At 45.2% G+C, this 25,344-nt stretch carries 27 protein-coding genes; 15 read left to right on the top strand and 12 right to left on the bottom strand.

Features of this window, described 5'->3' with window-relative positions:
* Positions 1-203 precede the first annotated feature (203 nt).
* Together DESPCE1_RS21990 and DESPCE1_RS24055 are read right to left on the bottom strand one after the other, a co-directional pair.
* Positions 204-779, bottom strand: a complete 576-nt coding sequence (locus DESPCE1_RS21990) for a lactate racemase domain-containing protein (RefSeq protein ID WP_019851328.1) — start codon at positions 777-779, stop codon at positions 204-206.
* Between the two features lie 27 nt (positions 780-806).
* Complete coding sequence (locus DESPCE1_RS24055) at positions 807-938, bottom strand: hypothetical protein (protein ID WP_019851327.1); 132 nt, start codon at positions 936-938, stop codon at positions 807-809.
* 187 nt (positions 939-1,125) lie between these two features.
* Here DESPCE1_RS24055 and DESPCE1_RS0118785 point away from each other — a divergent pair, with 187 nt between their 5' ends.
* A complete protein-coding gene (locus DESPCE1_RS0118785; RefSeq protein WP_019851326.1) occupies positions 1,126-3,444 on the top strand; it encodes a hypothetical protein in 2,319 nt (772 codons plus the stop codon).
* A gap of 7 nt (positions 3,445-3,451) precedes the next feature.
* Positions 3,452-3,916, top strand: a complete 465-nt coding sequence (locus tag DESPCE1_RS0118780) for a hypothetical protein (protein ID WP_019851325.1) — start codon at positions 3,452-3,454, stop codon at positions 3,914-3,916.
* Between the two features lie 31 nt (positions 3,917-3,947).
* On the opposite strand, the gene DESPCE1_RS0118775 is transcribed toward DESPCE1_RS0118780, so the two are convergent.
* Complete coding sequence (locus tag DESPCE1_RS0118775) at positions 3,948-4,925, bottom strand: ATP-grasp domain-containing protein (protein WP_019851324.1); 978 nt, start codon at positions 4,923-4,925, stop codon at positions 3,948-3,950.
* A 72-nt stretch (positions 4,926-4,997) separates the two neighbouring features.
* The gene (locus tag DESPCE1_RS0118770; protein ID WP_019851323.1) at positions 4,998-5,927 is read right to left on the bottom strand and encodes a tyrosine-type recombinase/integrase; all 930 of its coding nucleotides are present in this window, start codon (positions 5,925-5,927) and stop codon (positions 4,998-5,000) included.
* A 165-nt stretch (positions 5,928-6,092) separates the two neighbouring features.
* Between DESPCE1_RS0118770 and DESPCE1_RS0118765 the strand changes: the two genes are divergently transcribed.
* The 4 genes from DESPCE1_RS0118765 to DESPCE1_RS0118750 all read left to right on the top strand — a co-directional run bounded on the left by DESPCE1_RS0118765 (position 6,093) and on the right by DESPCE1_RS0118750 (position 8,305).
* On the top strand, positions 6,093-6,518 hold the full coding sequence (locus DESPCE1_RS0118765; protein WP_019851322.1) for a hypothetical protein: 426 nt from the start codon (positions 6,093-6,095) through the stop codon (positions 6,516-6,518).
* 80 nt (positions 6,519-6,598) lie between these two features.
* Positions 6,599-7,591 carry a UDP-glucose 4-epimerase GalE gene (gene galE / locus DESPCE1_RS0118760; protein ID WP_019851321.1) on the top strand — a complete coding sequence of 331 codons (993 nt, stop codon included), beginning with the start codon at positions 6,599-6,601 and terminating at the stop codon, positions 7,589-7,591.
* Between the two features lie 24 nt (positions 7,592-7,615).
* Positions 7,616-8,086, top strand: a complete 471-nt coding sequence (locus DESPCE1_RS0118755; protein WP_019851320.1) for a VanZ family protein — start codon at positions 7,616-7,618, stop codon at positions 8,084-8,086.
* 6 nt (positions 8,087-8,092) lie between these two features.
* Positions 8,093-8,305, top strand: a complete 213-nt coding sequence (locus tag DESPCE1_RS0118750; RefSeq protein WP_019851319.1) for a hypothetical protein — start codon at positions 8,093-8,095, stop codon at positions 8,303-8,305.
* 12 nt (positions 8,306-8,317) lie between these two features.
* Here DESPCE1_RS0118750 and DESPCE1_RS0118745 read toward each other — a convergent pair whose 3' ends face one another.
* From DESPCE1_RS0118745 to DESPCE1_RS0118735, 3 genes are all read right to left on the bottom strand, one after another.
* The gene (locus tag DESPCE1_RS0118745) at positions 8,318-11,071 is read right to left on the bottom strand and encodes a phosphodiester glycosidase family protein (protein ID WP_019851318.1); all 2,754 of its coding nucleotides are present in this window, start codon (positions 11,069-11,071) and stop codon (positions 8,318-8,320) included.
* A gap of 294 nt (positions 11,072-11,365) precedes the next feature.
* Positions 11,366-12,010, bottom strand: a complete 645-nt coding sequence (locus DESPCE1_RS0118740; protein ID WP_028305631.1) for a DUF3102 domain-containing protein — start codon at positions 12,008-12,010, stop codon at positions 11,366-11,368.
* Positions 12,011-12,175: 165 nt separating this feature from the next.
* Entirely contained in the window at positions 12,176-13,027 is an 852-nt protein-coding gene (locus DESPCE1_RS0118735) for a DUF3102 domain-containing protein (RefSeq protein ID WP_019851315.1), read from the bottom strand.
* A gap of 187 nt (positions 13,028-13,214) precedes the next feature.
* On the opposite strand from DESPCE1_RS0118735, the gene DESPCE1_RS0118730 reads away from it, so the two are divergent.
* The 3 genes from DESPCE1_RS0118730 to DESPCE1_RS0118720 all read left to right on the top strand — a co-directional run bounded on the left by DESPCE1_RS0118730 (position 13,215) and on the right by DESPCE1_RS0118720 (position 16,624).
* The gene (locus DESPCE1_RS0118730; RefSeq protein WP_019851314.1) at positions 13,215-13,532 is read left to right on the top strand and encodes a hypothetical protein; all 318 of its coding nucleotides are present in this window, start codon (positions 13,215-13,217) and stop codon (positions 13,530-13,532) included.
* Between the two features lie 184 nt (positions 13,533-13,716).
* Complete coding sequence (pabB, locus tag DESPCE1_RS0118725; protein ID WP_019851313.1) at positions 13,717-15,822, top strand: aminodeoxychorismate synthase component I; 2,106 nt, start codon at positions 13,717-13,719, stop codon at positions 15,820-15,822.
* Position 15,823: 1 nt separating this feature from the next.
* Positions 15,824-16,624: an aminotransferase class IV gene (locus DESPCE1_RS0118720; RefSeq protein WP_019851312.1), complete on the top strand. Its 801-nt coding sequence runs from the start codon at positions 15,824-15,826 to the stop codon at positions 16,622-16,624.
* Between the two features lie 37 nt (positions 16,625-16,661).
* Here the strand turns inward: DESPCE1_RS0118720 and DESPCE1_RS0118715 are convergent, their stop codons facing one another.
* On the bottom strand, positions 16,662-17,030 hold the full coding sequence (locus tag DESPCE1_RS0118715; protein ID WP_014795560.1) for a helix-turn-helix domain-containing protein: 369 nt from the start codon (positions 17,028-17,030) through the stop codon (positions 16,662-16,664).
* Between the two features lie 152 nt (positions 17,031-17,182).
* Between DESPCE1_RS0118715 and DESPCE1_RS0118710 the strand changes: the two genes are divergently transcribed.
* From DESPCE1_RS0118710 to DESPCE1_RS0118700, 3 genes are all read left to right on the top strand, one after another.
* Positions 17,183-17,416 carry a helix-turn-helix domain-containing protein gene (locus DESPCE1_RS0118710; RefSeq protein WP_019851311.1) on the top strand — a complete coding sequence of 78 codons (234 nt, stop codon included), beginning with the start codon at positions 17,183-17,185 and terminating at the stop codon, positions 17,414-17,416.
* Between the two features lie 112 nt (positions 17,417-17,528).
* Positions 17,529-18,821, top strand: a complete 1,293-nt coding sequence (locus DESPCE1_RS0118705; RefSeq protein ID WP_019851310.1) for an HD domain-containing protein — start codon at positions 17,529-17,531, stop codon at positions 18,819-18,821.
* 16 nt (positions 18,822-18,837) lie between these two features.
* Positions 18,838-19,317 carry a YwgA family protein gene (locus DESPCE1_RS0118700; RefSeq protein ID WP_019851309.1) on the top strand — a complete coding sequence of 160 codons (480 nt, stop codon included), beginning with the start codon at positions 18,838-18,840 and terminating at the stop codon, positions 19,315-19,317.
* A 108-nt stretch (positions 19,318-19,425) separates the two neighbouring features.
* Here the strand turns inward: DESPCE1_RS0118700 and DESPCE1_RS0118695 are convergent, their stop codons facing one another.
* From DESPCE1_RS0118695 to DESPCE1_RS0118680, 4 genes are all read right to left on the bottom strand, one after another.
* Positions 19,426-20,922, bottom strand: coding sequence for a VanW family protein (locus tag DESPCE1_RS0118695; RefSeq protein WP_019851308.1), 1,497 nt, complete (start codon positions 20,920-20,922; stop codon positions 19,426-19,428).
* A gap of 192 nt (positions 20,923-21,114) precedes the next feature.
* A complete protein-coding gene (locus tag DESPCE1_RS0118690; RefSeq protein WP_019851307.1) occupies positions 21,115-21,684 on the bottom strand; it encodes a polymer-forming cytoskeletal protein in 570 nt (189 codons plus the stop codon).
* 4 nt (positions 21,685-21,688) lie between these two features.
* Entirely contained in the window at positions 21,689-22,615 is a 927-nt protein-coding gene (locus DESPCE1_RS0118685; RefSeq protein WP_014795556.1) for a M23 family metallopeptidase, read from the bottom strand.
* Positions 22,616-22,686: 71 nt separating this feature from the next.
* Positions 22,687-23,016, bottom strand: coding sequence for a lipopolysaccharide assembly LapA domain-containing protein (locus tag DESPCE1_RS0118680; protein ID WP_014795555.1), 330 nt, complete (start codon positions 23,014-23,016; stop codon positions 22,687-22,689).
* A gap of 434 nt (positions 23,017-23,450) precedes the next feature.
* On the opposite strand from DESPCE1_RS0118680, the gene DESPCE1_RS0118675 reads away from it, so the two are divergent.
* The 3 genes from DESPCE1_RS0118675 to DESPCE1_RS0118665 are packed head-to-tail and all read left to right on the top strand — an operon-like array spanning position 23,451 to position 25,327.
* On the top strand, positions 23,451-24,530 hold the full coding sequence (locus DESPCE1_RS0118675) for a SpoIIE family protein phosphatase (RefSeq protein ID WP_033422478.1): 1,080 nt from the start codon (positions 23,451-23,453) through the stop codon (positions 24,528-24,530).
* Positions 24,531-24,555: 25 nt separating this feature from the next.
* Positions 24,556-25,008, top strand: a complete 453-nt coding sequence (locus DESPCE1_RS0118670; RefSeq protein WP_014795553.1) for an ATP-binding protein — start codon at positions 24,556-24,558, stop codon at positions 25,006-25,008.
* 16 nt (positions 25,009-25,024) lie between these two features.
* The gene (locus tag DESPCE1_RS0118665) at positions 25,025-25,327 is read left to right on the top strand and encodes an STAS domain-containing protein (protein WP_014795552.1); all 303 of its coding nucleotides are present in this window, start codon (positions 25,025-25,027) and stop codon (positions 25,325-25,327) included.
* The last annotated feature ends 17 nt before the right edge of the window (positions 25,328-25,344 follow it).

Here is a 25,344-nt window from a genome sequence, read left to right as displayed (position 1 = left end):
TGATTGAGAATCGATTGCAGGCAAGATTATGGTTGGCTTGCTTTAGGAAGGAGCGCAAAGCCGGGTAAGATTATCTTAACGGGCGGAGCATCCTTCCGGTTTATTTGTGCTGTAAATGATGAGCCTTGTTTAAATAAATTTATATCTCAATACAGAAGAGTACATATGAAGAATATACTAATTCAATACGTAAAGATGCACCGTTAGGGTTCTATAGGATGTCCGGCAAAAGCACCGATGATGTTTTTGTGTTCATCTAGGGTAACATTGAGAATGAACCTTAAGCCGGCCTGGCCGGCGGCATCCTCCATATCATTGTTAAAGATATTTCCGCCGATAATTCCGGATTGAGTATTGGGATGGTCGATGAAGTCTGCGGAATGGTTGACGAGAATTGTGTCCCGGCCGGAGATTCCAGGCATGATACTTTTGCGGCCACCGGAGTATCCAGCAAAGAAATGGGGTTCGATAAAGCCTTCGGCGATCAGCAGATCGGCTTCGACGGCCAGGCGATTGACCCAAAAAGGCGCTCCGGAAGGCAGGTCCTCAAGATGGACTAAGGTGGAATAGTCGTCAGCTTTGTGAATAACAAAGTTCTCCTGCTCCACAACATCGGCCCCGAATTTGGCGATCATCTCCTCAGGAGTAGGCGCATGATGCAGACCGGTGGCGACCAGAATTGTGATTTCGGTGGAAGGATTTCCTTGGTGGAGCTCTTTTAGGATGTAAGGTAGAGTGAGCTTACTGGGAAGAGGACGGGTATGGTCGCTGGTGACCACGACAATTTTTGGGCTGAACTTGCCAACTCATGAAGAGCAGAGCTGCCGATCGATTAGCCAGAGCAGCCTGAACAAGAGATATCCCATCTTTTCCAAGGCTAGAATACCAGCTAAGCGCTTCTCGGTCATGGCCGGATCATAGATGACTAAATCTGTCATGGCAATAGCTCCTGCCTTCTTAGAACTAATTCGACAACTTTCTACATGATAATGAATATAAAGGTGATATACTTGGCTTTATAAACAGCCAAGTTTTTTCAAAAGCCTTTTAAGCTGTACTAGTAAGCCTAATGAATAAAGGATAATATGTAATTATCTGCATGAAATAAGGAGGCGGGATTGGCAAATGGACTATTTTAATCTAAATTTTAAAAAAAAGCTAAGCGATTACCTTTTGACCAATTCTGCTCCTTTTCGAGCTATAAAGATATATGGGGATTTAGGCTGGGGTAAAACTTTCACTATAACCGAAGTATTACAAGAAAACAATCTAGCATACCAAACGATTGCTTTCTCGGAAGACAACGTATTCCCGTTCCACAAGCTTATAAAAAAGGAGTCAGAGGGCTCCGAAGAAGACCAAGTTTTAATAAGAGCATCAAAGCTCTTTCAAGAAGGATACATATTGTTTTTTCAGAACCTCGAAAAGTGTGGACAAGATCATTTACGTTTAATAGCTCGTCTTCTACAATACCATAAGCACTCAGGAGAAAAAGCAACAGCGATTTTGGAGTACAACACTATAAAAGAACCTTGCGATTGCTTGAGCATACTAGCGCAAGATTCCTTAATTGTAGAGCAGAACTCACACAAGGATTTCTTAGGCTATCTTTATGGTAATTTCGATAAAAATAAAAATAACGAACTACTCTTCAATAAGATACTAACAATTTCCAATAAGAATTTACAACTTTTTTTTATTACATTAAACATTCTCAAACAGGAAGAAATTATATGCGAGAAAAGCGGTAAGTTACATTATAATAAGCCGGAAGAACCTTTGCCAAATAATCTTCTTTCCCTTTATATCAGGATCTTTGATAAGTTAGATAGCTATATGCAACGTTCACTGCAAGCATCAGTTCCTTTTGCTCCTAATATTTATAGCGAGATATTAAAAATTATTATTCAGAATTACAGTAATTTCGAAAACTATCTTGATGAATTAAGTCGATTTGAGTCTCTAATAAAAATCAATAAAGATGGGAATGAGGACGAGACTAAACTCTTTCGCACCACATATGTTTTTACGACGAAGGCTGCCAGTGATGCTATATGTGACAAGCTATCTCCCAAAGATTTGGAAGACCTGATCAGAAGGTTTTATGACTACTTAGATAAAATCTACCACAATCGAAATGAATACGACCTTCTCCCCAAGTCTGATCAAATTCACCTCTTAATTAACTTGGCAAAAAACAGGAGGGGTTATCTTACTGTAAATCAAATTCCGTTGATCATAGATATCATGACCTATTACTCTTCTCATTTTATGTATTTTAGCGTAATAGAACATGGTGATAGGTTAATTAAAGCCGGTGTACTTAATCTAGGGCAAATAAACATGGAATTCCATAATTTTTTCTTGATTTACTTTCGCGCCCTTCTGTCTGTAGGTAATTATGATGACATAATTGCATATAAAAATCAGTTTTTGGATGAAGATCTGAATTATATAATAGCATTAGCCTTCTATAATGATGGGCAGCCTCATATTGCTTTGCAATTATTGGAAAATAGCAGGAAAGGCGGAAGGAAAAATAACTCCGGATACAAGGAGCTCTTAATGGCTTCCATCTATGATTGGATTGGCGATAGCAGTAAATCCTTTGAATATTTCAAACGCGCATTGAAAGCCTGCACAAATGAAAATCCTCTGAAATACCAGTTATATAAAAAATATAGTATGTATGTGGATTTCCGGTTACCAGAATGCAAATCCAAAATGAAGCAAGCTGTTGAGTTTTATGAACATCAAGATCTAAGGCAGTTTGCAGAATGTCTGCACAATTATGGAACTGGTTGTATAATGACGTTTGAATTTGAAGAAGCAAGAAAAAACCTTGAAAAAAGCAAAGGTATTCTAAGCAAAATCTGCAATGAAGAAGTATATTACCCCTTAAATTCCCTTGCTATTCTTTTTTGCTTTCAATTTCAAAATTTTGAGTCTGCCATTCAAATTTGGAATGCGGCATTGAGGCATTGTATTAAGATTGATTTTTGTATGCTTGCCCTTCGAAACAATCGCTTCAATGCCTATATCCATCAGAAAGACTGGTATTCAGCTCACAAGGAAAAAGTTGCTTTGGAGTTATTTTTTTACGAAATTTGCCCGACTGGGGACATAGCTGAAAAACTGAAAGAAGCACGTCCTGATTTACAGCATCAGCTTCGGCAATTTTATTACAATTGTGGAGTTTTTTATAAAGAAAAAAAGGACTACAAAGAATCCTTGAAATGTTTTCATAAAGCAAGAAAGTCCAGCAAATACAATTCAAGCATAATGTATACTATCTCACGAAATATAACGGAACTAGAAGATATTTTACGCCATAACAGCAGATGGATTCCTCGCTTAAAAAAGCCGCTTCCACAGCCAACCAAAATTGAAAAATTTATGTACGAGCATAATATGTACTTGTGCGAGGTTATGTTTTGGGGGTGACGATGTAATGCCTGAGTGGACTATGCAAGTAGTTTCGGCAGTGATTGCCGGTATGGCAATGGTTATTTCAGTTTTGTCTTACCTACTAAGTGAAAAAGTTAGAAAAGAGCAGGGACAGGCTTTTCTTGTTATTGATATGATGCAGATAGCATCTAGGTTGTATGTTGTGGTAAATAATACCGGGAGCACGGTTGCTTATGATGTTAAGATCCTGGTCTCAAAGCCATTTGTTAATCGTTTCTCTAACTTAAGGTTCATACAGTCCGGGGCGACGTACCGCTATCCTCTGCTTGATAGCCAAGAGGCTAGCCGTTATCCAGGGGAGGTTACTTTTTCAATTAGCTACCTTGATTGTTATTCGAAGGGAAGAGAGATTCAAAAAACATTCTGTTTTAAATTGGTAGACTATCTGAGCTATGATATAGTTTATAACCAGGAATTGGGTGGGTATGACATAAATAAAACATATTAACCATGCTGATGCTCTTTTTCCTGTTTAAACACTAGATTTGATACCTATCACGCGCAGCAGCTATAATCATTCCAATAACTTCATGATAATCCAACCCCATAGCCGCTCCACACTGCTCAAATGAACCTCCGCGGCATAGAGATGGCATAGAGTTGATCTCTAGGAAATAAATACTTCCATCTGAACGCACCCGGAAATCCATTCGGGAATAATCACGCAAATCAAAGAAACGATGTATATTGACGCTATACTCCATCAGCTTCTGTTTGATCTTGGCTCCAAACTTGAAATCCAATGTATTGATTACGTTATCCTCATACTTTAAAGAAGTATCATAGAGAGCTATGTTTGTTCCATCTTTGTTCAAAATTGAAACGACCCCTAAAGCTTGCGCGCGCTCTCGGTTGCCTATGATTGGAACAGTAACTTCAGTTCCATCGATATATTCTTCAGCTAACAAATCAAATCCTTGATCTTTAATGAGGGCAGTCGCATGTTTAATAAATTCTGTTTTAGTATGGATCAAAAATAGGCCCATACTCCCTCCTTCTGAATTTGGCTTTAGAATAAGCGGATACCCTATATGTTCGATATCATTAAGAACTGACTCGTCCAACTTTTCAAAATAGACTCCTCTAGGGACTGGAATTCCTTGAGATTGCACCAAAATTTTAGTATGGTGCTTGTTTAGATTGAGTGCCATTCCATAAGTATCCGAGGCTGTATGAGGTATCTTAAAAATCTCTAAAAGGCTCGGAATCCAAGCTTCTCTATTACGGGAACCGAATCCTTCGGCAATATTAAAAACAAGGTCGTAAGGGAAAATAGGGTTTTTTAGCATTTCTTTAAGCTTGTGGACATTTCCTATGTACTCTACTTCGTAACCGCAACGTTCCATTGCCTTACTAAGCTCAGAGATAGTATGAAGAGATACGAAATCTGTATATTCCAGGCTTTCTTCATCAATTCCATAATCGCTTTTTGTGTCGTAACATAATCCAATTTTCAATGTTATACCTCCCCCATAAATATAACCTTCCAAGCTGCTATTGGCTGATTATACATAAAGGATAATTACATATTATCCTTTATTGAGAGTAAACTTATTGCGGGGATGTTTAGTGGCCAAGATATCCTTTTGCTTAGCTGATGTGACATGGGTATAAATCTGGGTAGTGGTAATCGAACTGTGGCCCAATAGTTTTTGAATATATCGTATATCCACATCTTCTTCCAAGAGCAGGGTGGCAAAGGAGTGGCGGAACATATGTGGGGTGATATGCAGGGAGATCCCGGCTTTCTCCACATAGTTATTGATCATAAAGCGAACGGATTGCTCCGATAAGCGGCGTTTAAGCCTGTTAACAAAAAAGAAACCGCTTTGCTGTATTGGAGTAGAGAAGTTCCGGTAATAGGCTGTAAGAGCTGTCAGGACATCAGAGTTAACGATCTGTACAATCCTTTCCCTGGCTCCTTTTCCGGTAACACGGAGGGTTTGGTTAATCAGATCGATATCGTCTGCCTTTAATGAGCAGAGCTCCGACACTCTTAAGCCGGTTGCAAATAGCAGCTCCAGGACAGCGATATTGCGAAGAACTGCATTAAGCTTGTATTCAGTTAAAGATGTGAACGAGGCCTCTTGATAGGCACAGGATAAAACTTCTTGCAAGGTATTAATGGGTATGGTCCGGGGCAGCAAAAAGGGTTCTTGAAATCTGACATTGATCTTTTTAAAGGGATTTCCTTCAAGTACTTCCTCGTATTCTAGATAACTGAAAAAAGCTTTTAGGCAAGCGATTTTGCGCTTAATGCTTTTAGGTTTATACAGCTTGTGAAGTTGGGTGATATAGGCTGAAATGCCGGCTTTGCTAATTTCTAAGCTGTTTTCTTCCATGAAATAAATAAATTGGTTTAAGTCGATTGTGTAAGCTTTTATAGTTTTATAGTTCAAGTTTTTCTGGTAAGAGCAACACTCCAAATAGGCAGTCTTTAATTTTCTTATCTCTTCCATGATTATCCTCGCTCCTTAGATATAGTCTGAAGATAGTATGGATGATAGGTTGGTTAATGTCGAATGATGTTGTAAAAATAAAGAAAGATAGCTCACTTGCCAAAGCATCCAAAATGAGTTACCCTAAAAAGGACTCGAAACCCAGAAAAGGATGTGAGCAGCATTATGCTAAAAAAATTATCGATGGGCTTGATAATTCTTGCCTTGATTTTTGGGATTGGGGGATGCGGTGGCAAGACAAATGGTGAAAACCAACCTCAAAACCCCTCCACCGGGCAGACCCAGCAAGAGGAACCGGTGCAGCCGCAGTATCTGACACCGATTCCGGAAGGGACACCTCTTGGTGAAGCCAACATGAAGCTGTCGGAACAGATTATGGGTCAGAAAGATGTAAAGGGCACTCAAATCTACGAACAAATGGAAACTGTTTATGGGGATATTACCTTTAATGCCGGGGTGGACAAGGCTTATGCCAACCAGTTGATCAAAGAGCTTCTGGCTCAGATGAAGACCAATTATCCGGGAAGACCGCTTACAGCACAAGCCATCAGCGATGGTCAGGTCATAGATTCTGTCAGTTTTAAACCATAATATTAGACCATAATAATTATGCACAAAAATTACCCAGCCACCTTGTGGTTGGGTTTTGACTATTTTTTCTGAGGTGGAATATGAAAAAAATCCTAGTCTCAGGCGGTGCAGGGTATATCGGCAGCCATACGGTTCAGGCTTTATCTGAAGCAGGGTATGGGCCTGTGGTACTCGATAGCCTGATTACCGGACATAGAGAAGCTGTTCCCGGGGATATTCCTTTCTACCAGGGAGATATAGCTGATGAAGACCTTGTTACAGATATTATAATGAAGGAAAAGATTAGTGCAGTGATTCATTTTGCCGCGCGGAGCCTGGTGGGGGAATCGGTACAGAAGCCGGATCTCTATTTTAAAGAAAATACGGCGAAAACCAATCGCTTTGTGAGTACTGTGCTTCAATGCGGTGTGAGCAAAATCGTTTTTTCCTCGACAGCCGCCACTTATGGTAATCCTGAAGAGATTCCAATTCCGGAAGAGTCGCAAACAAAACCCATCAATCCTTATGGGGCTTCCAAGCTGATGATTGAGCAGTCTTTTTATTGGCTGGAGCAGGCTTATGGCTTAAAGTGGATTGCGCTGCGCTATTTTAATGCGGCAGGCGCGGCTTGGGACGGCGCTCTGGGGGAGGATCATGCAACAGAGACCCATCTGATTCCTCTGGTTCTCAAGACAGCCCTGGGGCAAAGAGAGGCGATCTCCATTTTCGGTACCGATTATAATACCCCTGATGGGACTTGTATCCGGGATTATATCCATGTCCTGGATCTGGCGGAGGCTCATATCCGTGCTTTGGAAGCCCTGGATCAAGGGATGGAGTGCGGTGCTTACAATGTGGGAACGGGAACAGGGTATTCCGTACGGGAAGTGATCGCCATAGCCAGGAAAGTGACCGGCATAGATATTCCCGTTCTGGAGGCTCCCCGAAGAGAGGGAGATCCGGATAGTCTGGTGGCCAAAGTAGAGAAGGCCCAAAAAATACTGGGGTGGCAGGCTCGCTACAGTGATCTGGAGACTATTATCAAGACAGCCTGGCAATGGCATCAAAAACATCCCCATGGATATGGGGATTGATCTGATTTGGGAGATAAATGGCAGATGAAGAATCAAATGCAAGATAGAAAAGGGAACCCTAGATTGATCTTTATCGTTTCATGGGCGGCAGTCTTCCTCTGGATGGGTATCATCTTTTATCTGTCGGCTCAAGTGGCCTCTCAGTCCGATGAACTGAGCCAGGGGATCGCTGAAAGGCTTTTTAGTGCTGTCGCTAAGGCTTTTCCAGGGTTGAATGTGGATTATATCCAATCAAATTTCATTGTCAGGAAATCCGCTCATTTCTTGACTTATTTGGTTCTTAGTCTATTGACCATGAATGCCTTAAGAAGGAGCGGCATCAAAGGAGTGCGGCAAATCGCTATAGCTATAGGGATATGTGTGCTCTATGCTATCAGTGATGAGGTGCATCAGCTCTTTGTTCCGGGGCGCAGCGGCCAGATTAAGGATGTGCTCCTCGATAGTGGAGGAGCTATTGTGGGCGCTGCCCTGCATAGGTTGTTCGAGAGGAGATGATAAGGCATGTTCTTCAACTGGGGGTTTATGAAAAAAACAGTGAAGGAATTAAGGAAAAATCAATATCTTACAGCCAGCGAGCTGGCTGATAAGCTTCATATTGATACCATTGATGTCTTTGGCATGGATGATAAGAGGCTCAAGGATATTGAGGAACCTCTTAAGTCGGAGCTGATTCCCATCCTCAGAGGGGACTATATGGATAGGCTGCCCAATTAAGATAAGCAGACTTTAGTTTTCTGCATTTGGCCTGAATTCATAGGAAATGTCCTCTCCCAGCACCGTCGTTTGCAGAGATTGGGCCGCGCTGATATAGCGCACACCGCGGTCAAGCTCGCTTTGATCTGCAGGACCAGGGAAGAGGACCCAAATATTCTTGCCGGTTGCTTCCCGGTAATTGGCCAGCGTATCTTTCAGCAGCTGTGCTTCTTTGGCATTGATGAAATCGGCCGGGCTGAGGGACATGACGAGAAAGACATGGGCGCTCTGGATTTCATCCAGGGCTGTGAACAGCCGGGTCCATTGCTGTGGGTCGCTTCTCCTCAGTCCGCCCTGGCTTACATCCAGCTGGAGGAAGGTGCTGTTTTGATAAGTAGTGGATTGATACCCTGAACCGGCGGCCAGTATAGGTGTTTGGGCGTTCCCGGCTTCCGCTTGAGTGATGGGAGCGATGTAAACGCCCGGTGCGGTGCCGCCGGGAAGAAAGGAAAACAGGAAATTATCGGGACCGGAGGTGAAAGCAACCTGCCGATTCGCTTCGTCTTTCGGTAGGGTATCTGCGGGGATGGTGTTGGGATCGATGGTCGGGCGCTTTTGGATCAGAGCCGACAATTCGTCAAAATAGATCTTCCCCCAAGGGTTGGCGGGATCGGTGTTTTCTATGTAGAGTCTGGTGAGATAAGCGGGTGAGCTGATCCCGGATAAGGACGCTGTGCTTTCTTTCCAGCCGGTCCAATTGAGGTCGAAGGCAAATTCGACGGGGTGTTTCACATTGGCGGAGTCTATGACTTCTCCCTTGATGCGATTCGAGTTGGGGTTGATATTATACAGCCACAGGGATAACCCGGCAGTTGCCGGATCAAGGGGGAGCCCCTGATCAGCAAAGAGGACAGAGATCTGGTCCTCAGAGTTACCGTATAAGAAATCATACACCAACTGTCCGGAAGACTTCCCTGCGTAGAATTGATCAGCGTTGAGCTCGAAATAACCCTGGCCTGTTTGCGGGTCGGTTTGGAAGCGGGGCTCATCCTCCGGGCCGGAGCTTTCGAAGGGATGCAGGAGTTCTATGGAATCCAAGGTGACGGCAACGGCGCTGTAAGCATGTGTGTTGCCGATGCCGGCCCTGATATAGCCGGTACCGATTGTGGCGGGGGTGAAGATGCCGGCCTCGCAAAGACCGATATCGCCATCAACGTTCCATTGAACATCCCGGCCTTCGATGACCGCAGAATAACCTTGCGGGTCGAGACCTTTTACCCGGATGGCTTTACTTTGATTCAAAGGCAGGTCGAATTTGGCCGGATTGAGGGTAAGCTGCACCGGGGCGTTTAAGACCCGGATGTCCAGTTCCGCCTCCAGCCCGCCGAGGGTGGCGGTTACTTTCCCTGTGCCTGGGGAAGCCGGAGAGAGGATATTGTCCTGAAAACTACCGGCGACCCCGCTGACATTCCACTGAACTTCCCGGGGGTCGATCTCCACCGGATTGGCATAGCGGTCGATGCCTTTAAGGGAAAAAGTTCTCGAAGTGCCGGAAAATATGTTGGTGTCTTCGGTCTCAATGATCAGGCGGTCCAGCCGGCCGGCGGGCGCTGCGGAGAAAATTCCGATGCCTGACGCCACATTTCTCAGGATGCCTTCGGAAGGAAGGTTGACCACCTCAGGGGAAAAGGCTCCGGGCTGTCGGGCGACCATGGTAGTCGATGCGCCGCCGTCAAACATAATGGCTTGATACGCCCCTAATTCCAGCATCAGCTCGGCGGATTCCTGCTGAGTAATCCCGACGCTGTTATCCTGCCTTCCGTCAACCGTAACCAGGATGAGCTCGCTCCCATCTTCGGTACTCCCGGCTATGGTCCGGGGGTTCCGTAGATTAAAGCTGGCGGTGCTGTAAGAAAAAGTGGCGGGAATTTCTCCGTCCTTGATAAGAAGCGAGGTTCCGGTGGTGGACATCTTCAGGTTGTTCCAGTCCGGAGAGGAGGCGACTTGGAATTGGAGCTGTTCTCCGGGGGCGGCCTGTTCCAGAAGCTTGGCCGCCTGCTCGCCCCGGGAGACGACGACGAAACCTTCCTCGGGAATCTCGGCGGCAGGCTGCCCCTCCCGGATCTCCAGGACTTTATTCCCGCTTACGACGATTTCAACCAGATCGGGGCAATTTTCGGAGGAGCCGATGGCCACAGGTCCCCACTTGCGATCCATGACCGTAAGGTCCTGGTAGTCCTGCCTGCTCGGCTGGTTGTACTGGGTAACGGCAAAGGCGGTATCATTTCCGGCGATGAGGGTAAGATCATTTTTCCAATAGTGAAAAAGCAGCTGATTGGCATAGTCAACTGAAAAGGAGGCCATTTCATTTTTGCTCCGGTTATACCAGGCGGAGGTGGACAAAAGATCGCCGGCCCGGACGGTGGGACCGTCTGCATAGCCTTTGCCGGCGGTGAACGGATTAAAGAAACTGCTGTTGACAGCGGCCACGGCCCCTTCCTTTTCGGCCAGGGCGGCAATGCTGACCAGGTCGTCGGTGATCGAGTCATTGCTTAGGGTGTCAATTTTCACATAAGGGTTACTCATATCTACACGCAGCACATTGATATTCAACCAGCCGCCTGTGGTAAAACGGGATATGTTCTCCAGAGTTACACCGTCCGTAACGGTCTGCGGGGAACGATCCTGGTAGAGGACGGGTAATTGGGCCATTGCTGTGTTCGGAAGCGCCGTCACACTTAAAAGGGCGGCAAGAAACAGGGCGGGAATTTTTCTTAATCTCTTCATAATTCTCTCCTCAATAAAATGCTTGATAAGACTTCATCAGATTCCTGAGTTAAAAGTGAACTCATCAAAAGGGACTGGATCTGAGAGTGTCTCTATCTTATATAAGACGTAATCTCTAGTTCGATTCTAACATTAATAAATAGAAGAGGGTAGAACGAGCAAACTCCCGGCAAGGCAAAAAAGAGGGCTGGTGCACGCTTTTTGTCACTAAAAAGTTTACCTATCCCAAATTGGATTCGTGCTCAAGTTGAGATAGGCAAACTAAGGGTGGCCAGAGCTGCGGTGACAAATTTGTCACCATTCGTAGGTGGAGTAGGGTTGAATACCCGTCATGTTGGATCCGGCAACAGGGGGCCAGTCTTTGAGCCGTTCCACCATATACGAAGCCAGTTGGCCGGCGTTCTGGCTGCATTTCTCCTTAGTCTGAGGGTCAAGCCTGGCGACCTGCGCCAGAGCGTTCAGCAGCTCCTGGAAGGTGTCGGCGATGGTTTGGCAGCAGGCGGTGGATTTTTTCTCATAGTTCGTGACGAGGGAGGGGGCGGGCGCTCTCAGTTCTTTGATAGCCTGACTCAATTGCCGGGTGGTCATAGAGCCAAGATCATGCTGCGCCATAAATTCTTCCCGTTCTTTCTCGGGGAAGCCGAGGAGCAGGACTGCCTTAGTGTAGGTTAAATTCCCAAGCGCTTGGGAATTTGGATGGTCATCTGCTAAGGAGAGAAGTTCAGGTCCATACGCTTTATATAGGTTCATCAGGTTTGCCGCCGTGCTCTTGGAAAAATTGACCGATTCCTTGAGCCATTTCAGCCATTCCCCATGGTTGAGCAATTCCTTGGCTTCTTTCAGGAGGCGGCCCATCTCGATGGCATTTTTCAGCAGCATTTTTCTGGACTCCCGGTTGATGGCATTGGTTTTCGTCCTTTCCTTTGTGGCTCTATTTATAAGGTATGCGGACGGGATGGGAATGGTGAGAATTGGCACATCACAACCTCAAGCCGCTATAAAGTAAAAGAACCCCGGCTGTTTCTGATAGAATGGCCAGGGTTCTTCTGTTTTGTGGCACCCCCTTTGGAGGGGTGGCATAGCACCGGGGTGAGAAATTTATCGCTATTCATAGGTGGAACGGGTACGGACACCTTTCATGTTGGTAGTGACGACAGGGGGCCATTCTTTGAGCCGTTTCACCATATATGAAGCCAGCTGGCCGGCGTTCTGGCTGCATTTCTCCTTAGTTTGAGGGTCAAGTCTGGCGAGTTGCATCAGAGCGTTCAGCAGCTCCTGGAAGGCGTCAGCGATGGTTTGACAACAGGCGGTGCATTTTTCCTCATAATCCGTGACGAGGGAGGGTTCGGTTGCGGGTGTAGGTGCAGACTCGTGTTTAGTACGGCTTTCCCGCTGGGGCTTGACGGTTCTGGTGACATATTGAATTTGGATATCCTCTGAATTTTGGGGCGTGGGCCGAACAGGGGATTCAGCTTGGAGCTCAGACTGGGGTTTTGCCTGAGGTTCTGCCTGAGATTGAGGCTGCTCTTTGGCAGGTGCGGGTGCCCTCTGTTCTTTGACAGTCTGACTCAATTGCCGGGTGGTCATATTGCTAAGATCATGCTGCGCGACAAATTCTTCCCGCTCTTCCTCGGGGAGGCCAAGAAGCAGGACCGCTTGAGTGTAGGTCAAATTCCCAAGCGCTTGGGAATTAAGGTCGTCGTCTGATAAGGGGAGAAGCTTTGTCCCATACTCTTCATATAGGTTCATCAGGTTTTCAGCCGTGCTCTTGGAATAGTTGACCGACTCCTTAAGCCATTTCAGCCATTCCCCATGGTTGAGCAATTCTTTGGCTTCTTTCAGACGCCGGCCCACCTCGATGGCATTCTTCAGCAGCATTTTTCTGGACTTCTGGTTAATAGCGTTGATTTCGGCCGCGATGACAAGGGGTGTGCGTTCAGTGCTTGAAGCATTCATGAGTCGGCCCGTCCTTTCCTTTATAAATCTACTTATAAGGTATGTGGACGGGGTGGGAATGGTGAGGAATTTCAGTTTGTCCATCTTTTAAAGCAGGAGAGACCATGATATACTTTTATCTATAGAAAAGAAGTCAGCAAACATTTGTATGTTGTAGGCCTGTTAAGGCAAAAGGAGGGAAAACCGGATGTCGGATGAGGAATTTAAGTCCTTTGTACGGAAGGAACTAAGCGATATTAGACGGGATATGGCTCAGATGCAGCAAATGACGGCAGACTTGATTCGGATTGTAGGCAATACCAACGGGATGTTGGAAGAAGTTCAGCAGGATGTCAATGTGATCAAGCAGGATATTGATGTAATGAAGCAAGATATCGAAGCAATCAAGCAGGAGCAGAAGAGGATTGGCGATATTCAGGAACAGCAGGGGAGAGTTTTGGAAATGCTGTCTTACCGTTCATTATCTCATGATGCGGATATCAGGGATTTGCGCAGGGTAAGGTAGATACCGAAATCCATAACCGCCTTATTCAAAAAGGACAATTTGGAACTTAACCTCCAAATTGTCCTTTTGCTCATTAAGAATCCTGTTTCACTAAGAGGAGATTAGCTGAAGTGTATAGAATATTCAGGCTTAGGAAATTTGTCAAATCTGACATAAACGCAGAATCGAAGGGAGTCTAGCAGCTTTGATCTTTATACTGGATAATTTTGATTCCTTCACCTTTAACCTGTACCAATATTTCGGGGAATTGGGAGAAGAGGTTTTGGCACTGCGCCGTGATCAGTGCACCATTGAAGAAATTGAAGAGCTCAGGCCGGAGCTGATCGTTATTTCTCCCGGACCCTGTGCACCCCGGGATGCGCAGTTTACTTTAATAGTGATTGATTACTTTAAGGGAAAGGTCCCTATCCTGGGAGTCTGTCTGGGGCATCAGGCTATTGGAGAGATTTTTGGGGGAGAGGTAATTCGGGCGAAAGCACCGGTTCATGGCAAAGTGTCTCAGATTCACCACGATGGACAAGGCGTGTTTTCCCAGCTTCCGAATCCTTTGACGGTCACCCGTTATCATTCCCTGGCTCTGCATCGGGAGAGCCTGCCTGAAGAACTCCTGATCACCGCAGAGACGGCTGATGGTGAGATCATGGGGATTCGCCATCGGGAGTTGCCCATTGAAGGAGTTCAATTCCATCCGGAGGCTATTCTGACGGAGAAGGGGCATGACCTTCTGGAAAACGCGGTCAAAAATGCCCGAACATGGTGGAAGACACAGAGTCAGTCTGGGCACAATTCACCATGGATCATTCAAGAGCTGGATATAGACCTTCAGCCTATTGAATTATTGGAGGCCTTTAAAGGAAGTGAGTACCCTTTTTTCCTGGATAGCGGGAAAAACTATGCCGGACTAGGGCGATATTCCTTTATGGGATCTTTTCCTTTCCTACAAGCCAGTGCCTGTGGGGATGCTGTAGAGGTGAAACGCTACGTGACCGAAGAGGGAGGCGGCAAGGAAGGCTCAAGCTCCCTTATTGGGCAGGAATGGCTGGCCTACCCTGAGGGAGAGTCCTTAAAGATTCTGGATGATTTGGTGGAACGCTATCATGTGTCCAATCCCACGGAATTTCCTTTTGTGGGGGGAGCGGTAGGCTTTTGGACCTATGATTTAAAGGATGAGTTGGAGAACATGCCCCAAAGCGGGGTTAATGATCTGGACCTGCCTTTGTGGCGGTTTAGCTGGTATGACGGGATATTGGCTTATGATCACGTGAGCCGTCGTTATACCTTACTTGCCTGCGGGATGACGGAGTCTGGAGAGTGCCGGAGGCCGGTAGCTCAGGCAAGGGTGGATCGGCTCTTTAGAGTGATTGAAGGATTCCTGGAAGAGCGTGAACGGTTGGAAGGCAAGGAGGAGGCTATAGGAACTTATCAAGGACATGATGGAAGCAAGGATATGGAGCAGCTGCATGATAGGGTTCATCACATGGTGTGTAAGGAACAGTATCTGCTGGATTTGCAGCGGGTTATCGATTATATTTATGCCGGAGATATTTATCAGGCCAACCTGACCCAGCGTTTCCAGATTTCATACACCAAGGAGCCCTTTGAATTATATAAAGCCCTCCATGCCCATAACCCCGCTCCCTTTGCGGCCTTTTTGCCCTATGAAGACTTCCAGATACTTAGCAGTTCCCCGGAGCGCTTTGTGCAGATTAACGCCCGGGGGGAGATTGAGACCCGCCCTATTAAAGGGACCCGTCCTCGGGGCAAGACTCCTGAAGAGGATGAAGCTTATGCCAGGGAACTCACAGAAAGCACCAAGGATCGGGCTGAGCTGACCATGATTATCGATCTCCAGCGCAATGATTTGGGCCGGATCTGCCGCTACGGTTCTGTAAAGGTTACGGATTTGATACGTCTGGAGCAATACCCTACGGTGTGGCATTTGGTCTCCACTATTGTGGGCAAGCTAAAGCCCAATCTGAAGGTCAGTGAGATTCTGAAAGCCATCTTCCCTGGAGGCTCCATCACCGGAGCACCGAAGATTCGGGCCATGGAGATCATTGAAGAGCTGGAGCCTTATAAACGGGGGCTTTATACAGGAAGCATCGGCTATATCGGTTTTGATGGGGCCTGGGATACCAATATCGTGATCCGGACGATTCTTTTGAAGGATGGTCAGGCTTACTTTAATGGCGGCGGGGGCATTGTAGCTGATTCCGTCCCGGAGGAGGAGTATGAGGAGTCCTTGCAAAAGGTCAAGGCTTTGATAAAGGTATTATCGGGAGGATGTTAACTTGCTGGATAAAGATGATCGGCTGGCTCTCTTTGGTTATGGTATTTTTGAAACCCTAAGGGTCGATGGCCCGCATATAGAAGTTCCCCGGCTCCATTACGAACGAATGAGCAGGGGAGCAGAACAGTTGGGGCTTAGTATGCCGGGTTATGAGGTTTGGCTGGCAGGGCTGGAGGAAAATGTGCAAAAGGATATTCCAATAGCCTACTCTGCCTTTGCTCTAAGAGTGACCTTGAGCGGGGGAGCAGGGCAGGAAGTGCCTCCTCGGTGGCTTTATCATACTCGTCCTCTTCCCTATACGGAAAGGGATTATGATGAAGGAATACCTATCACCATTTTGAGTCATCCCCGAAATGAATATTCCCCTCTGGTACAGCTTAAAAGCACCAATTATATGGAGAATATCCTGGCTAAGAAGGAAGCTGAGGACAAAGGAGCCAGAGAGGGGATTTGGCTTAATACCAAGGGTAACTTAGCGGAAGGGACCATGAGCAACTTGTTTTTCATCAGAGAAGGTACTCTCCACACCCCTTCTCCGGCTTGTGGCTGTTTGTCGGGGACTCGCCGCCAAATGATCCTGGAATGCGCTCTGACGCTGGGAATTCCATGTGTGGAGGGGGAGTTTCCTCTGGAGTTCCTAGAAGATGCTGAGGAGGTTTTTTTGACGAATGCCCTAATGGGAATAATGCCCGTCAATCAAGTGGACAAACGAAGGCTTCCCTTGAAAAATTCAGTTGAAGAATCCCTAAGAATGCGGATCGGCGAGTTCTACCAAGAGATAAGATATGAATACAGAGTGTAAAGCGAAGAGCTCCTCTTGTCGAAGAGGAGCTCTATTTTCATTTCCTTATTCGGAGGATCACATCAATCAGTTCATTTAACAATTCAGGAGTCAGTCCAGCCTCCTTGGCCTTCCGGAGAGTCTGCAGATAGGCAAGATCCCCTTCTTTGAAGTAGAGGGAGGATTCCTGATTGCCATGTTTGGCTGCGTATGACGTAGTGACAGGCGTCTCTGCCAAAAGCGAAGCGACAGGAACATCCAAGGCTTTGGCTAAGCGGTAAACGGTATCTATACTGGTAGATTGGCGCTTGCCGGATTCGAGCTGGCTGATCAGACTACGGGCGACACCGGATTGTTGGGACAACTCGGCAGCACTTAGGTTTTTGCTTTTTCGTATTTCTTTAAGTCTTTTTCCTAGTTCAAGCACAAGCTACCCCTCTTTAAATCACGGTAATGAGTAAAGATCAATGATACGCTTCCATTCTTGCTGACGGTTCAATATCCTCTTATTATTTACAAGATTGAACATAGTGTGCTATACTATTCGCAAGATTATACATCGTGGAGGAGATATCATTTATGCAGAGGGATAACAACTTGCGGGAATGGCGTTTAGTCAATGGTATGACGTTGAAGGATCTGGCGAAGAGAACCGGCCTTGATTATGGGTATTTAAGCCAACTGGAAAAGGGATTGCGTAAGGGGACCCCCAATACCTGGATTAAAATCGCGAATGAACTCAAGGTGCCTGCTAAAACCTTCTTTCCTGATGAAGTTAAGGAAGCTGGAGCTAAGTATTCCTGCTTTGGTTAATGAAGTTACTTTACTTAATTACGTTAATAAATTTCTATATATAGCTTTGAAGGATTTTGCTTAGATTTATAGAATAGAGACATAAGAACAAACGTATGTTTGGGGGATTCTTATGAAGACGTTTAGAGACCCTGTGCATAATATTGTTTCTATTGATAAGGAAAGTGAGAAGGTTTTACTTGATTTAATTGATACCAAAGAATTTCAAAGACTTAGGCATATTAGGCAGTTAGGGTTATCCTCATTTACTTACCCAGGTGCGGAACATACAAGATTTATTCATTCATTGGGAGTAGTTCATTTAACAAAGAGGTTTATAGATAAAATCTCTACTTTAAAAAATATCAATCAAAGATATATCGATGAACTTCATAATAATCGTATGCTTGCACTAGTTGCTGCTCTATTGCATGATATTGGGCATGGCCCGTTTTCTCATGCCCTCGAAAAGACAACAAAGATAAAGCACGAATCTTGGACGATTGAAATAATAACTGGGGATACAGAGGTTAAAGCTATTTTAGAAGCTCATAAGTCGGGTTTTTCTGGTGAAGTAGCGGAGGTTATTCGTAGAACACATCAATCAAAAGCAATAGTAAAACTACTATCCAGCCAACTTGATACGGATAGGATAGATTATCTTATCAGAGATTCTAAGTTTACTGGGGCAGGATACGGTGCCTTTGATTTAGAATGGCTGATTAATTGCTTAAGAATCGGTGAAGTAAATGGGGATACAGAATTTGGTTTGGACCTGAATAAAGGGCTTAGTATTGCTGAAGACTTTGTTATGGCTAGATACTACATGTATGTCAATGTTTATTTCCATCGAGCTACAAGAAGCGCAGAACTCATTATCGATAAAATCTTTCAGCGAGCGATCGAGTTAAAAAACCTAGGAAAGATCGGTTTGCCCGAAGATCTTGCTGAGATCATTAATAAGAGTTCGACGAGTGAAACATTGGCGAATTATTTGAGCCTTTCTGAAAGCACGATATGGCATTATATAGTTTTGTGGTCAAAGCATGAGGACAATATTATATCTGATTTATGTACTAGGCTATTAGATAGAAGATTATTTAAAGAGATTCAAATAGAAGGGAATTTGATAGATTTTACGGAAAAAGTGATCAATAGCCTTAAAGAACATGGACTACCCCGAGAATACTATTTATTAGCAGACGAAGCCACAAGCAGTTCTTATAAAGATCACTATATAACCCAAAAACCGAAGTCTGAAGGTAATGAAAACGAAAGAGAAGCATCTGAACAGATTTTCTTATTTGATAAAAATGGAGATGGAATAGAATTATCCAATAAGTCAAAAATTATAAACCAAATAAGAAATGAAGGTATTAAAATAAATAGGATGTTTATACCTGAACAGATTAGAAGATTATTTTAAAAGGAGGAAACTAATTATGTTTCTAGGCGCAAATTACCTACTGGAGATTTTTTCAAAAGGGGAAATAAGAGGTCGGAAGAAGTTGCAGAAAATTGTATATCTTTTAGAACATGACGGTATGGATGCGCCCTATAGATACAGTTATCATCACTACGGACCCTATTCAGCTCAGTTGCAAGAAGAGATTGAATTTTTGGTTCAACATAATTTTATTGAAGAAGCCTCCAGAAATGGAACCTATGAATATAGAATAACCGATGAAGGAGAAAGGTTCAGAAAGCAAATTGGTCAAAAGAATGTCTCTGTAAACAATGATTTGCTTATTAAGCTCAATGCAGAGAGTTCTCAGTTTTTAGAAATGCTAAGTACTTATATATTCTTGTTGGACTCAGGGTATGGTCAGAATGCTGCAAGAATTAAAGCAGCTGAGCTTAAGCCACATTTAAAGGATTTAATCCCTAAGGTCTGCGAGTATTATAACAACCATTTAAATTAGTAAAAATATGTTAAATTTAGAGTAAATGAAAAATAAGATTAAAAGAAAAGAATCCGACGACCTAGTGTATCGGATTCTTTCCTTTTAAAATATTGGCTTTATAGTATATTATACTTCCGCGTCCGCTTCACTTCCTGATCCACTTTCAGGTTCATGGGGTTCGGGTTGGGGAGGTGTTTCCGTTCCCTGCGGAGTCTCAGGTGCCGGCTGCTCCGGGGTTGGGTCCGGTTTAGGGTCCGGTTTAGGGTCTGGCTTAGGCTGTGCAGGCAGTGCCGGTCCTTTGACGATGATCTGGTTGGAGGGGATATAGGAACTTTTGCCCAGGCTTTGGGTTTCCACTACTTGTCCGTTGACCTTGACCGTGCGAGTAGCAGTAGCGATATAGCCATTCTGGCCGTTTTGCTTGATGATTTGGGTTCCGGGGGCCAGAGTCGGGTCCTGGATAATTTCGGTTTCAAAGGGAATCACTTTTTCCACTTGATTGGTGATGACGACTTCCTGCCCTGAGGTTTTTTTACCATAGAACTCAATGGTCACGGAGCCGTTGGTCAGTTTGGTTCGGAGGAGGAGATATCCGCCGGTATTATTCCTCATCTTTAGATCTATGGCCCCATAGACTACGGTGGCATCCTGGCCAAGGGGAACATAAGCCACAGCTAAACCATGGTTGACTCTTTCTTCGATCTTCAGATTAGCTAAAAGTCCAGTATTATAAAGAGTGCTGGAGACTTGGCAGATGCCGCCCCCCAAACCGGGGACGAATTCACCGTTGACCACGATAAGGGCGTCCTGATAGCCTTTATCCCCGGTTCGTTCTCCGACGATTTCGTTAAAGGATATGATTCCCCCGGGTTCTATAAGGGCTCCATCCAAAGCCTCAGCAGCAAGACGAACATTGGCGGTACGCTCGGTATTGGAGGCATCAAACCAGGTAGTATGGCTGGCAATAAGCCCATCGATTTTGTTAGCTTCCAGATCCGCTGCCCTGAGGGCAGGGGCCACTTCTTGAAGCTCTACTTTGATGGGTGCGGGATCTTGCAAGATTTCCAGCTCTTTAATCTGGTTTAAGATGACATCTGTCTGGACGGCCTGTCCTGGCTGCTCGGGCTGAATCTCCATGAGATTTTTTTCGTTAATTCTAAAGGAAGCGTCCACGGGTTCTTTATTGAATACGGCAAGGCTTCCGGAGATGGTTTCAGAGAGGGTTTGCTCATCCCATTGCAGCCCCAGTTCAAAGCGGGAACCCTGAGCAGCGTTTACCTTTTGAGTTCTGGCAAAAAGGGAAGCTTTTCGACCAATCTTGTAGGCTTCATCGAGTGGAGTGTCCAGATCTACCTTAGGGTTCAGAGCGGCCAGGGGAAGGGAAGTGACTTCTCCATCTACTTGGAACTCTAAGGGTTCTCCTAACCACCTTTCGACAGTATCATTGATCTTGTTCTGGGCCTGTTCTTTGGTGAGGTTGCCTACGTCGATCCCTGAGATAGTGATTCCTTCACTAAAACGGTGATCATCCTTGGCATAGAGCATAAAGTTAATACCGAAAGTAATGGCCAGGGTGAGGCTGATAAACAGCAGGGCTAATACTACATATTTCTTGGTTTTCAAGTTTTTTCCCCCAAATTAGTTATAATTACTCCTCTATAATAATTCCACGCAAAAAAAGAATTTCCTCCATGCAAGTAATTCATGGGCTGCCTATTTTTGTAATGAATCATTCTGAGTTTCCGCACTATTATACTACCATGCAAAAGAGGAGTGTCACCAGACTAGCTTTAAAAGCAGTTGGTGACACTCATTTTACCTTCGACGGGATCTCGATTTTCCATAAGCAAGATTTTTGCTGAGGGAGCTGTTATCCGAGGAGGACTCGGTTTGCTCTTCCTCAAGGGGATCTAAGGGCCTCAAAATATCATCCATGTCCATATCTGTTTCTGCTTCTTTGTCATGGCTTGCCGCAGCCGAGGCTTCTTCGGCGGCATGTGTGATTTGCTTTGCATCTTCTAAGAGGCGGCTTGTCCCAATGAACTGGGCCCCTTGGTCGATCTTGAGCTGCTTGCTGAAGATATTTCCTTTCATGCGGGCGCTGGAACAAAGTTCCAAGGTCTCCTGAGCTACGATATCTCCCCGGACCTCTCCTGAGATGCTGATAGCGCTGGCCTTTATATTGGCATCGATGACAGCACTGGGACCGATGATCAGGTCTCCGTTCAGGACAATGTGTCCCTCGATTTTTCCGTCGATGCGGGCATTTCCTTTTAAGGTCAGTTTGCCATTAAACTCTGCATCGGCGGCGATATAGGTGGTCTCACTTGAACTGGCTTGAAAAGTACTGGAACTGCGTTTCGGACTTTCTGGTTTACCCCACATGCGTTCATTGCTCCTTTGTAAAATCAGTAAATTGTAGAGGATCTACGGTCTTGCCATTGATCCGGGCACCATAATGAAGATGAGCGCCGGTGCTGCGACCGGAGTTTCCACTATAGGCGATAAGGTCGCCTTTTTCTACTTTTTCTCCCACTTTAAACAGCAAACGGGAGTTATGGCCATAGATGGTTTCGATTCCATCCCCGTGATCGATTTCGATTAAGTAACCGTAAACCCGATCATAACCGGACACTGAGACCACTCCGGAAGCCGTCGCATAGACCTCAGTACCGTAGTTACAGGGAAGATCCACCCCATTATGAAACTCTTTGGAATATCCGCCAAAAGGATTGCGGCGATAACCGAACTCTGAGGCTACGGCGGCTTCAATCTTTAAGGGAAAGATGCTGGGAGTGTGCTTGATTTCCTCTTGGTTGTCCAAGGCCAGGTTATAGTAATCCTGAAGCAGGCTCAATTCCCGGGAGATTTGTTCCGGATCACTGATGAAGGTCTGAGAAGCAAAAGGAGATGCCGTTCCCCGGCTTAATTCCGCGGATGCCGTAGTCTTCGTCCCGGTGGTGGAAAAGGAAGGGGTCTTACTGGGATCCAGATTCAAAATGGACATCAGCTTGAGCTCCAAATCTTGGATTCGGGAAATATCCTGAGTCACCTGGAGAGATTCCTCCTTAAGGCGGGCGATCTCTTGGTCCTTGGTCTTATTTTCTTGTTGTAACTGCTCCAGAGCGGCCAGTTGGGCTTGCTGGGACTGTACGGTATGGGAAAGGTAGAGATTATAGGAGAATAAGCCAACCATGAGCAGAGCAAAGGAGCACAATCCGGAGATGACGAGGCGTTTGCCCTTAAGGGTAATTTGAAATTGTCGAGCAGGGCCATGGTCTGGGGGTATCATTAAAAAGGTATACTTGTTCTTCACGAATACAGACTCCTCCATAACATGATAGTGAGACAAGGAACCTATCCTCTTGTCTCACCCTTGTTTCCTTGTCAACTCGGGGGAAGGGTTGTGTCTTCCCTGTCTGTGTGGATATTTTCTGAGGGGACCATATCCTTTGGTACGTTATGATCTTGAGGTTCGCTTTTGGCTTTGGCTTCTTCTTTAGCCTTGGCCTTAACTGTTCCTTTTAAGCGGAATTCACGCCAGATAGCCATGAAGAAGACGATGAGGGCCCCGGCTAAAGCCGACCCTAATATAATAAGTACTAAGGGAACCTCGGCTACATACCAAAATAAGTTTATGGCTACGGGGGCTGCATTCTGTACTGCAAAGATGGCGACCAATAAAGCAACCAGCAGGGTGAATATCAGGAAGATCATTTAAGCACCCCTTTCTTTAGTCTTATTCAGCATTCTATATAAAATTAAGAAACCATCCTTCATTTTCGACCTTATCCTTTGAGAATCCTGCCATAAGACGGAAAACCTGCAAATTTTTCTTCGATTCTGCTTAGTATGGCCTGGTTTTGACTAAGAAATCAACTTAATAATAATTTACGAAATATTTCCCATGTTTTAATAAAGTGTGCAGGAATAACTATAAATTAGCGAGAAGATATAAGGTCAATAGCTATAGCTGACTTTTAACATAGAAGGCAGCCCAGTAAGGGAACACCGTTGGCTGCCCCTACGCTGTCTACCGATAAAAACCAATAATTAATAACGTTATAGATAAGAAGTGGTACTGTGAGGAGTTTAGAGTGAAAGAGGAGAAGAAGCGAAGACCCTTGTCTTGGAACTGGACCTTGAATGTGATGGACTATGATGAATCCACCCGGCATATTTTTGCTCAAGTCTTTGAGTTTGCTCAGGAAGGTATTTGTATCACCAATCCTCAAGGAGATATCATCTACGTCAATCCTGCTTTTACGAAAACCACAGGCTACACCTTGGAGGAGGTTCTGGGGAATAATCCGCGAATACTCAAATCAGGACGTCATCCCCGCGAATTCTATACGGAGATGTGGAGGGATTTGACGGAGAAAGGTCAATGGCAAAGAGAGATTTGGAATAAGCGGAAGAATGGGGAGATCTACCCGGAATGGCTGAACATCCATGCGGTTCGCAATGACGAGGCTGTGCTCACCCACTATGTAGCTATTTTCCGGGATATCACCGAGGATATGCTTATTCGCAAAGAGGTTCAATTAGCGGGAAAGATTCAGAAAAACATTTTGAGGTCGGATTTCTCCAACGATAACCTTAAAATGAAGAGCATCTATCTCCCCTACCACCATCTGAGCGGAGATTATTACGATTATCGTTGGGATGAGAAGAACCAGATTCTTAAGGGGTTCCTCTTTGATGTCATGGGTCATGGAGTAGCCGCAGCGTTACAGGTGACCGCATTAAGAGTTCTCTTTCGCCAGGTGGTAGGACGCAAAATCCCTCTTGCAGAGAAGGTGGAATGGGTGAATCATGAGGCGAAAAGCATTCTCCCGGAAGATAGTTTTGCTGCTGCTATCTTTTTCGACATCGATATCGCTCAGGGTAAGCTCAGTTATGTCATGGCCGGGATCAATCATCTGCTATATTATTCTTCGGAGAATGGACAACCGGGTATCAGGGTTTTAAGTCAACCGGGCCTCTTCTTGGGAATTTCAGAGCATGCTGAGTTTGAAGAGCATGTGTGTCCCCTTAAGATAGGGGATGGAGTGATTTTTCTTACGGATGGTTTTTATGATTTGGTTCAAGAGAAAGAATGCCCTCTTCAAGTGATGACCATAGAAAGCACCATGCATTGGCTGGATTCCTTATCCTTAAGAAATGAACTTAACGACGATGCCACTGCCTTAGGGTTTATGGTTAATGCCGAGTGCTGTCATGAAGCATAAAGAAGATAAAAGGTGGGTGAGGGATATGCGGCATAAGCTTATGCGCAAGACCTTTCATTCAGAGCAGGAGTTTCGCCATTATCGGGGACAGTTGCATCAATGTTTGGAAGAGGCCTTAGGGTGTAGGGGTGAAAGGGCAACACTGTCTGAAAATGAAATAACCATGCTGGAGGTTGCACTGAATGAAGCAGTGAACAATGGGTTTAAGTACGCCCTGGACAAAGTCTCTGCCCCTGCAGTAACCCTAAGCATCTATGTGCTCCACTCCAAATTTCTTGTCATTCGGGTCAAGGATAATGGGAGCGGGTTCCGAGCGGATCAAGTGATGGCTAAAGTCTGGGCCTTAGAGGAAAATGAGGAAGAAGAATGGGAATGGGGAGAGTCCGGCCGGGGGATTTTTATCATGGAAGCGGTTATGGATAAAGTTCGTTATAATGCCAAGGGCAACTCAGTCATGCTTTTAAAAACACTGGCTTAAATGGGGAGGAAGGATCATGTCAATAGATATCCGGGTGGATAAGCAAGAGGTTTTTGTGGAACTAGAAGGTAAGATTTATGTAGAAGACGCTGCCGTCATGAGAGAGAAGCTTCTCCCCCTGATTGAACAGGGGAAGTCTCATTTTGTCTTTGACACTCACAGGCTGAACTATATTGACAGTTCAGGTCTGGGTGTATTGGTGGCAATTCATAAGCGGGCTATTGAGCGCGGCGGCGGGATTATTGTTCAAGGACTCCAAGGTGCAGTTAAGGAGCTTTTTCATTTAACCCGCCTGAATAAGGTGTTTGAGATACGCTAAGGGGTATAATGGCAGAA

Source organism: Desulfitobacterium sp. PCE1 (assembly GCF_000384015.1).
Taxonomy (GTDB): Bacteria; Bacillota; Desulfitobacteriia; order Desulfitobacteriales; family Desulfitobacteriaceae; genus Desulfitobacterium; species Desulfitobacterium dehalogenans.
The sequence above is the reverse complement of the archived record's forward strand: the minus strand, read 5'-3'. Positions and strand labels throughout refer to the sequence as shown.

Coding starts and splice junctions, on each gene's coding strand:
- DESPCE1_RS24055 (WP_019851327.1), bottom strand. CDS start 938: ATGACAGATTTAGTCATCTATGATCCGGCCATGACCGAGAAGCGCTTA.
- DESPCE1_RS0118785 (WP_019851326.1), top strand. CDS start 1,126: ATGGACTATTTTAATCTAAATTTTAAAAAAAAGCTAAGCGATTACCTT.
- DESPCE1_RS0118780 (WP_019851325.1), top strand. CDS start 3,452: ATGCCTGAGTGGACTATGCAAGTAGTTTCGGCAGTGATTGCCGGTATG.
- DESPCE1_RS0118770 (WP_019851323.1), bottom strand. CDS start 5,927: ATGGAAGAGATAAGAAAATTAAAGACTGCCTATTTGGAGTGTTGCTCT.
- DESPCE1_RS0118765 (WP_019851322.1), top strand. CDS start 6,093: ATGCTAAAAAAATTATCGATGGGCTTGATAATTCTTGCCTTGATTTTT.
- galE (WP_019851321.1), top strand. CDS start 6,599: ATGAAAAAAATCCTAGTCTCAGGCGGTGCAGGGTATATCGGCAGCCAT.
- DESPCE1_RS0118755 (WP_019851320.1), top strand. CDS start 7,616: ATGAAGAATCAAATGCAAGATAGAAAAGGGAACCCTAGATTGATCTTT.
- DESPCE1_RS0118750 (WP_019851319.1), top strand. CDS start 8,093: ATGTTCTTCAACTGGGGGTTTATGAAAAAAACAGTGAAGGAATTAAGG.
- DESPCE1_RS0118745 (WP_019851318.1), bottom strand. CDS start 11,071: ATGAAGAGATTAAGAAAAATTCCCGCCCTGTTTCTTGCCGCCCTTTTA.
- DESPCE1_RS0118735 (WP_019851315.1), bottom strand. CDS start 13,027: ATGAATGCTTCAAGCACTGAACGCACACCCCTTGTCATCGCGGCCGAA.
- DESPCE1_RS0118730 (WP_019851314.1), top strand. CDS start 13,215: ATGTCGGATGAGGAATTTAAGTCCTTTGTACGGAAGGAACTAAGCGAT.
- DESPCE1_RS0118710 (WP_019851311.1), top strand. CDS start 17,183: ATGCAGAGGGATAACAACTTGCGGGAATGGCGTTTAGTCAATGGTATG.
- DESPCE1_RS0118705 (WP_019851310.1), top strand. CDS start 17,529: ATGAAGACGTTTAGAGACCCTGTGCATAATATTGTTTCTATTGATAAG.
- DESPCE1_RS0118700 (WP_019851309.1), top strand. CDS start 18,838: ATGTTTCTAGGCGCAAATTACCTACTGGAGATTTTTTCAAAAGGGGAA.
- DESPCE1_RS0118690 (WP_019851307.1), bottom strand. CDS start 21,684: ATGTGGGGTAAACCAGAAAGTCCGAAACGCAGTTCCAGTACTTTTCAA.
- DESPCE1_RS0118680 (WP_014795555.1), bottom strand. CDS start 23,016: ATGATCTTCCTGATATTCACCCTGCTGGTTGCTTTATTGGTCGCCATC.
- DESPCE1_RS0118675 (WP_033422478.1), top strand. CDS start 23,451: ATGGACTATGATGAATCCACCCGGCATATTTTTGCTCAAGTCTTTGAG.
- DESPCE1_RS0118670 (WP_014795553.1), top strand. CDS start 24,556: ATGCGGCATAAGCTTATGCGCAAGACCTTTCATTCAGAGCAGGAGTTT.
- DESPCE1_RS0118665 (WP_014795552.1), top strand. CDS start 25,025: ATGTCAATAGATATCCGGGTGGATAAGCAAGAGGTTTTTGTGGAACTA.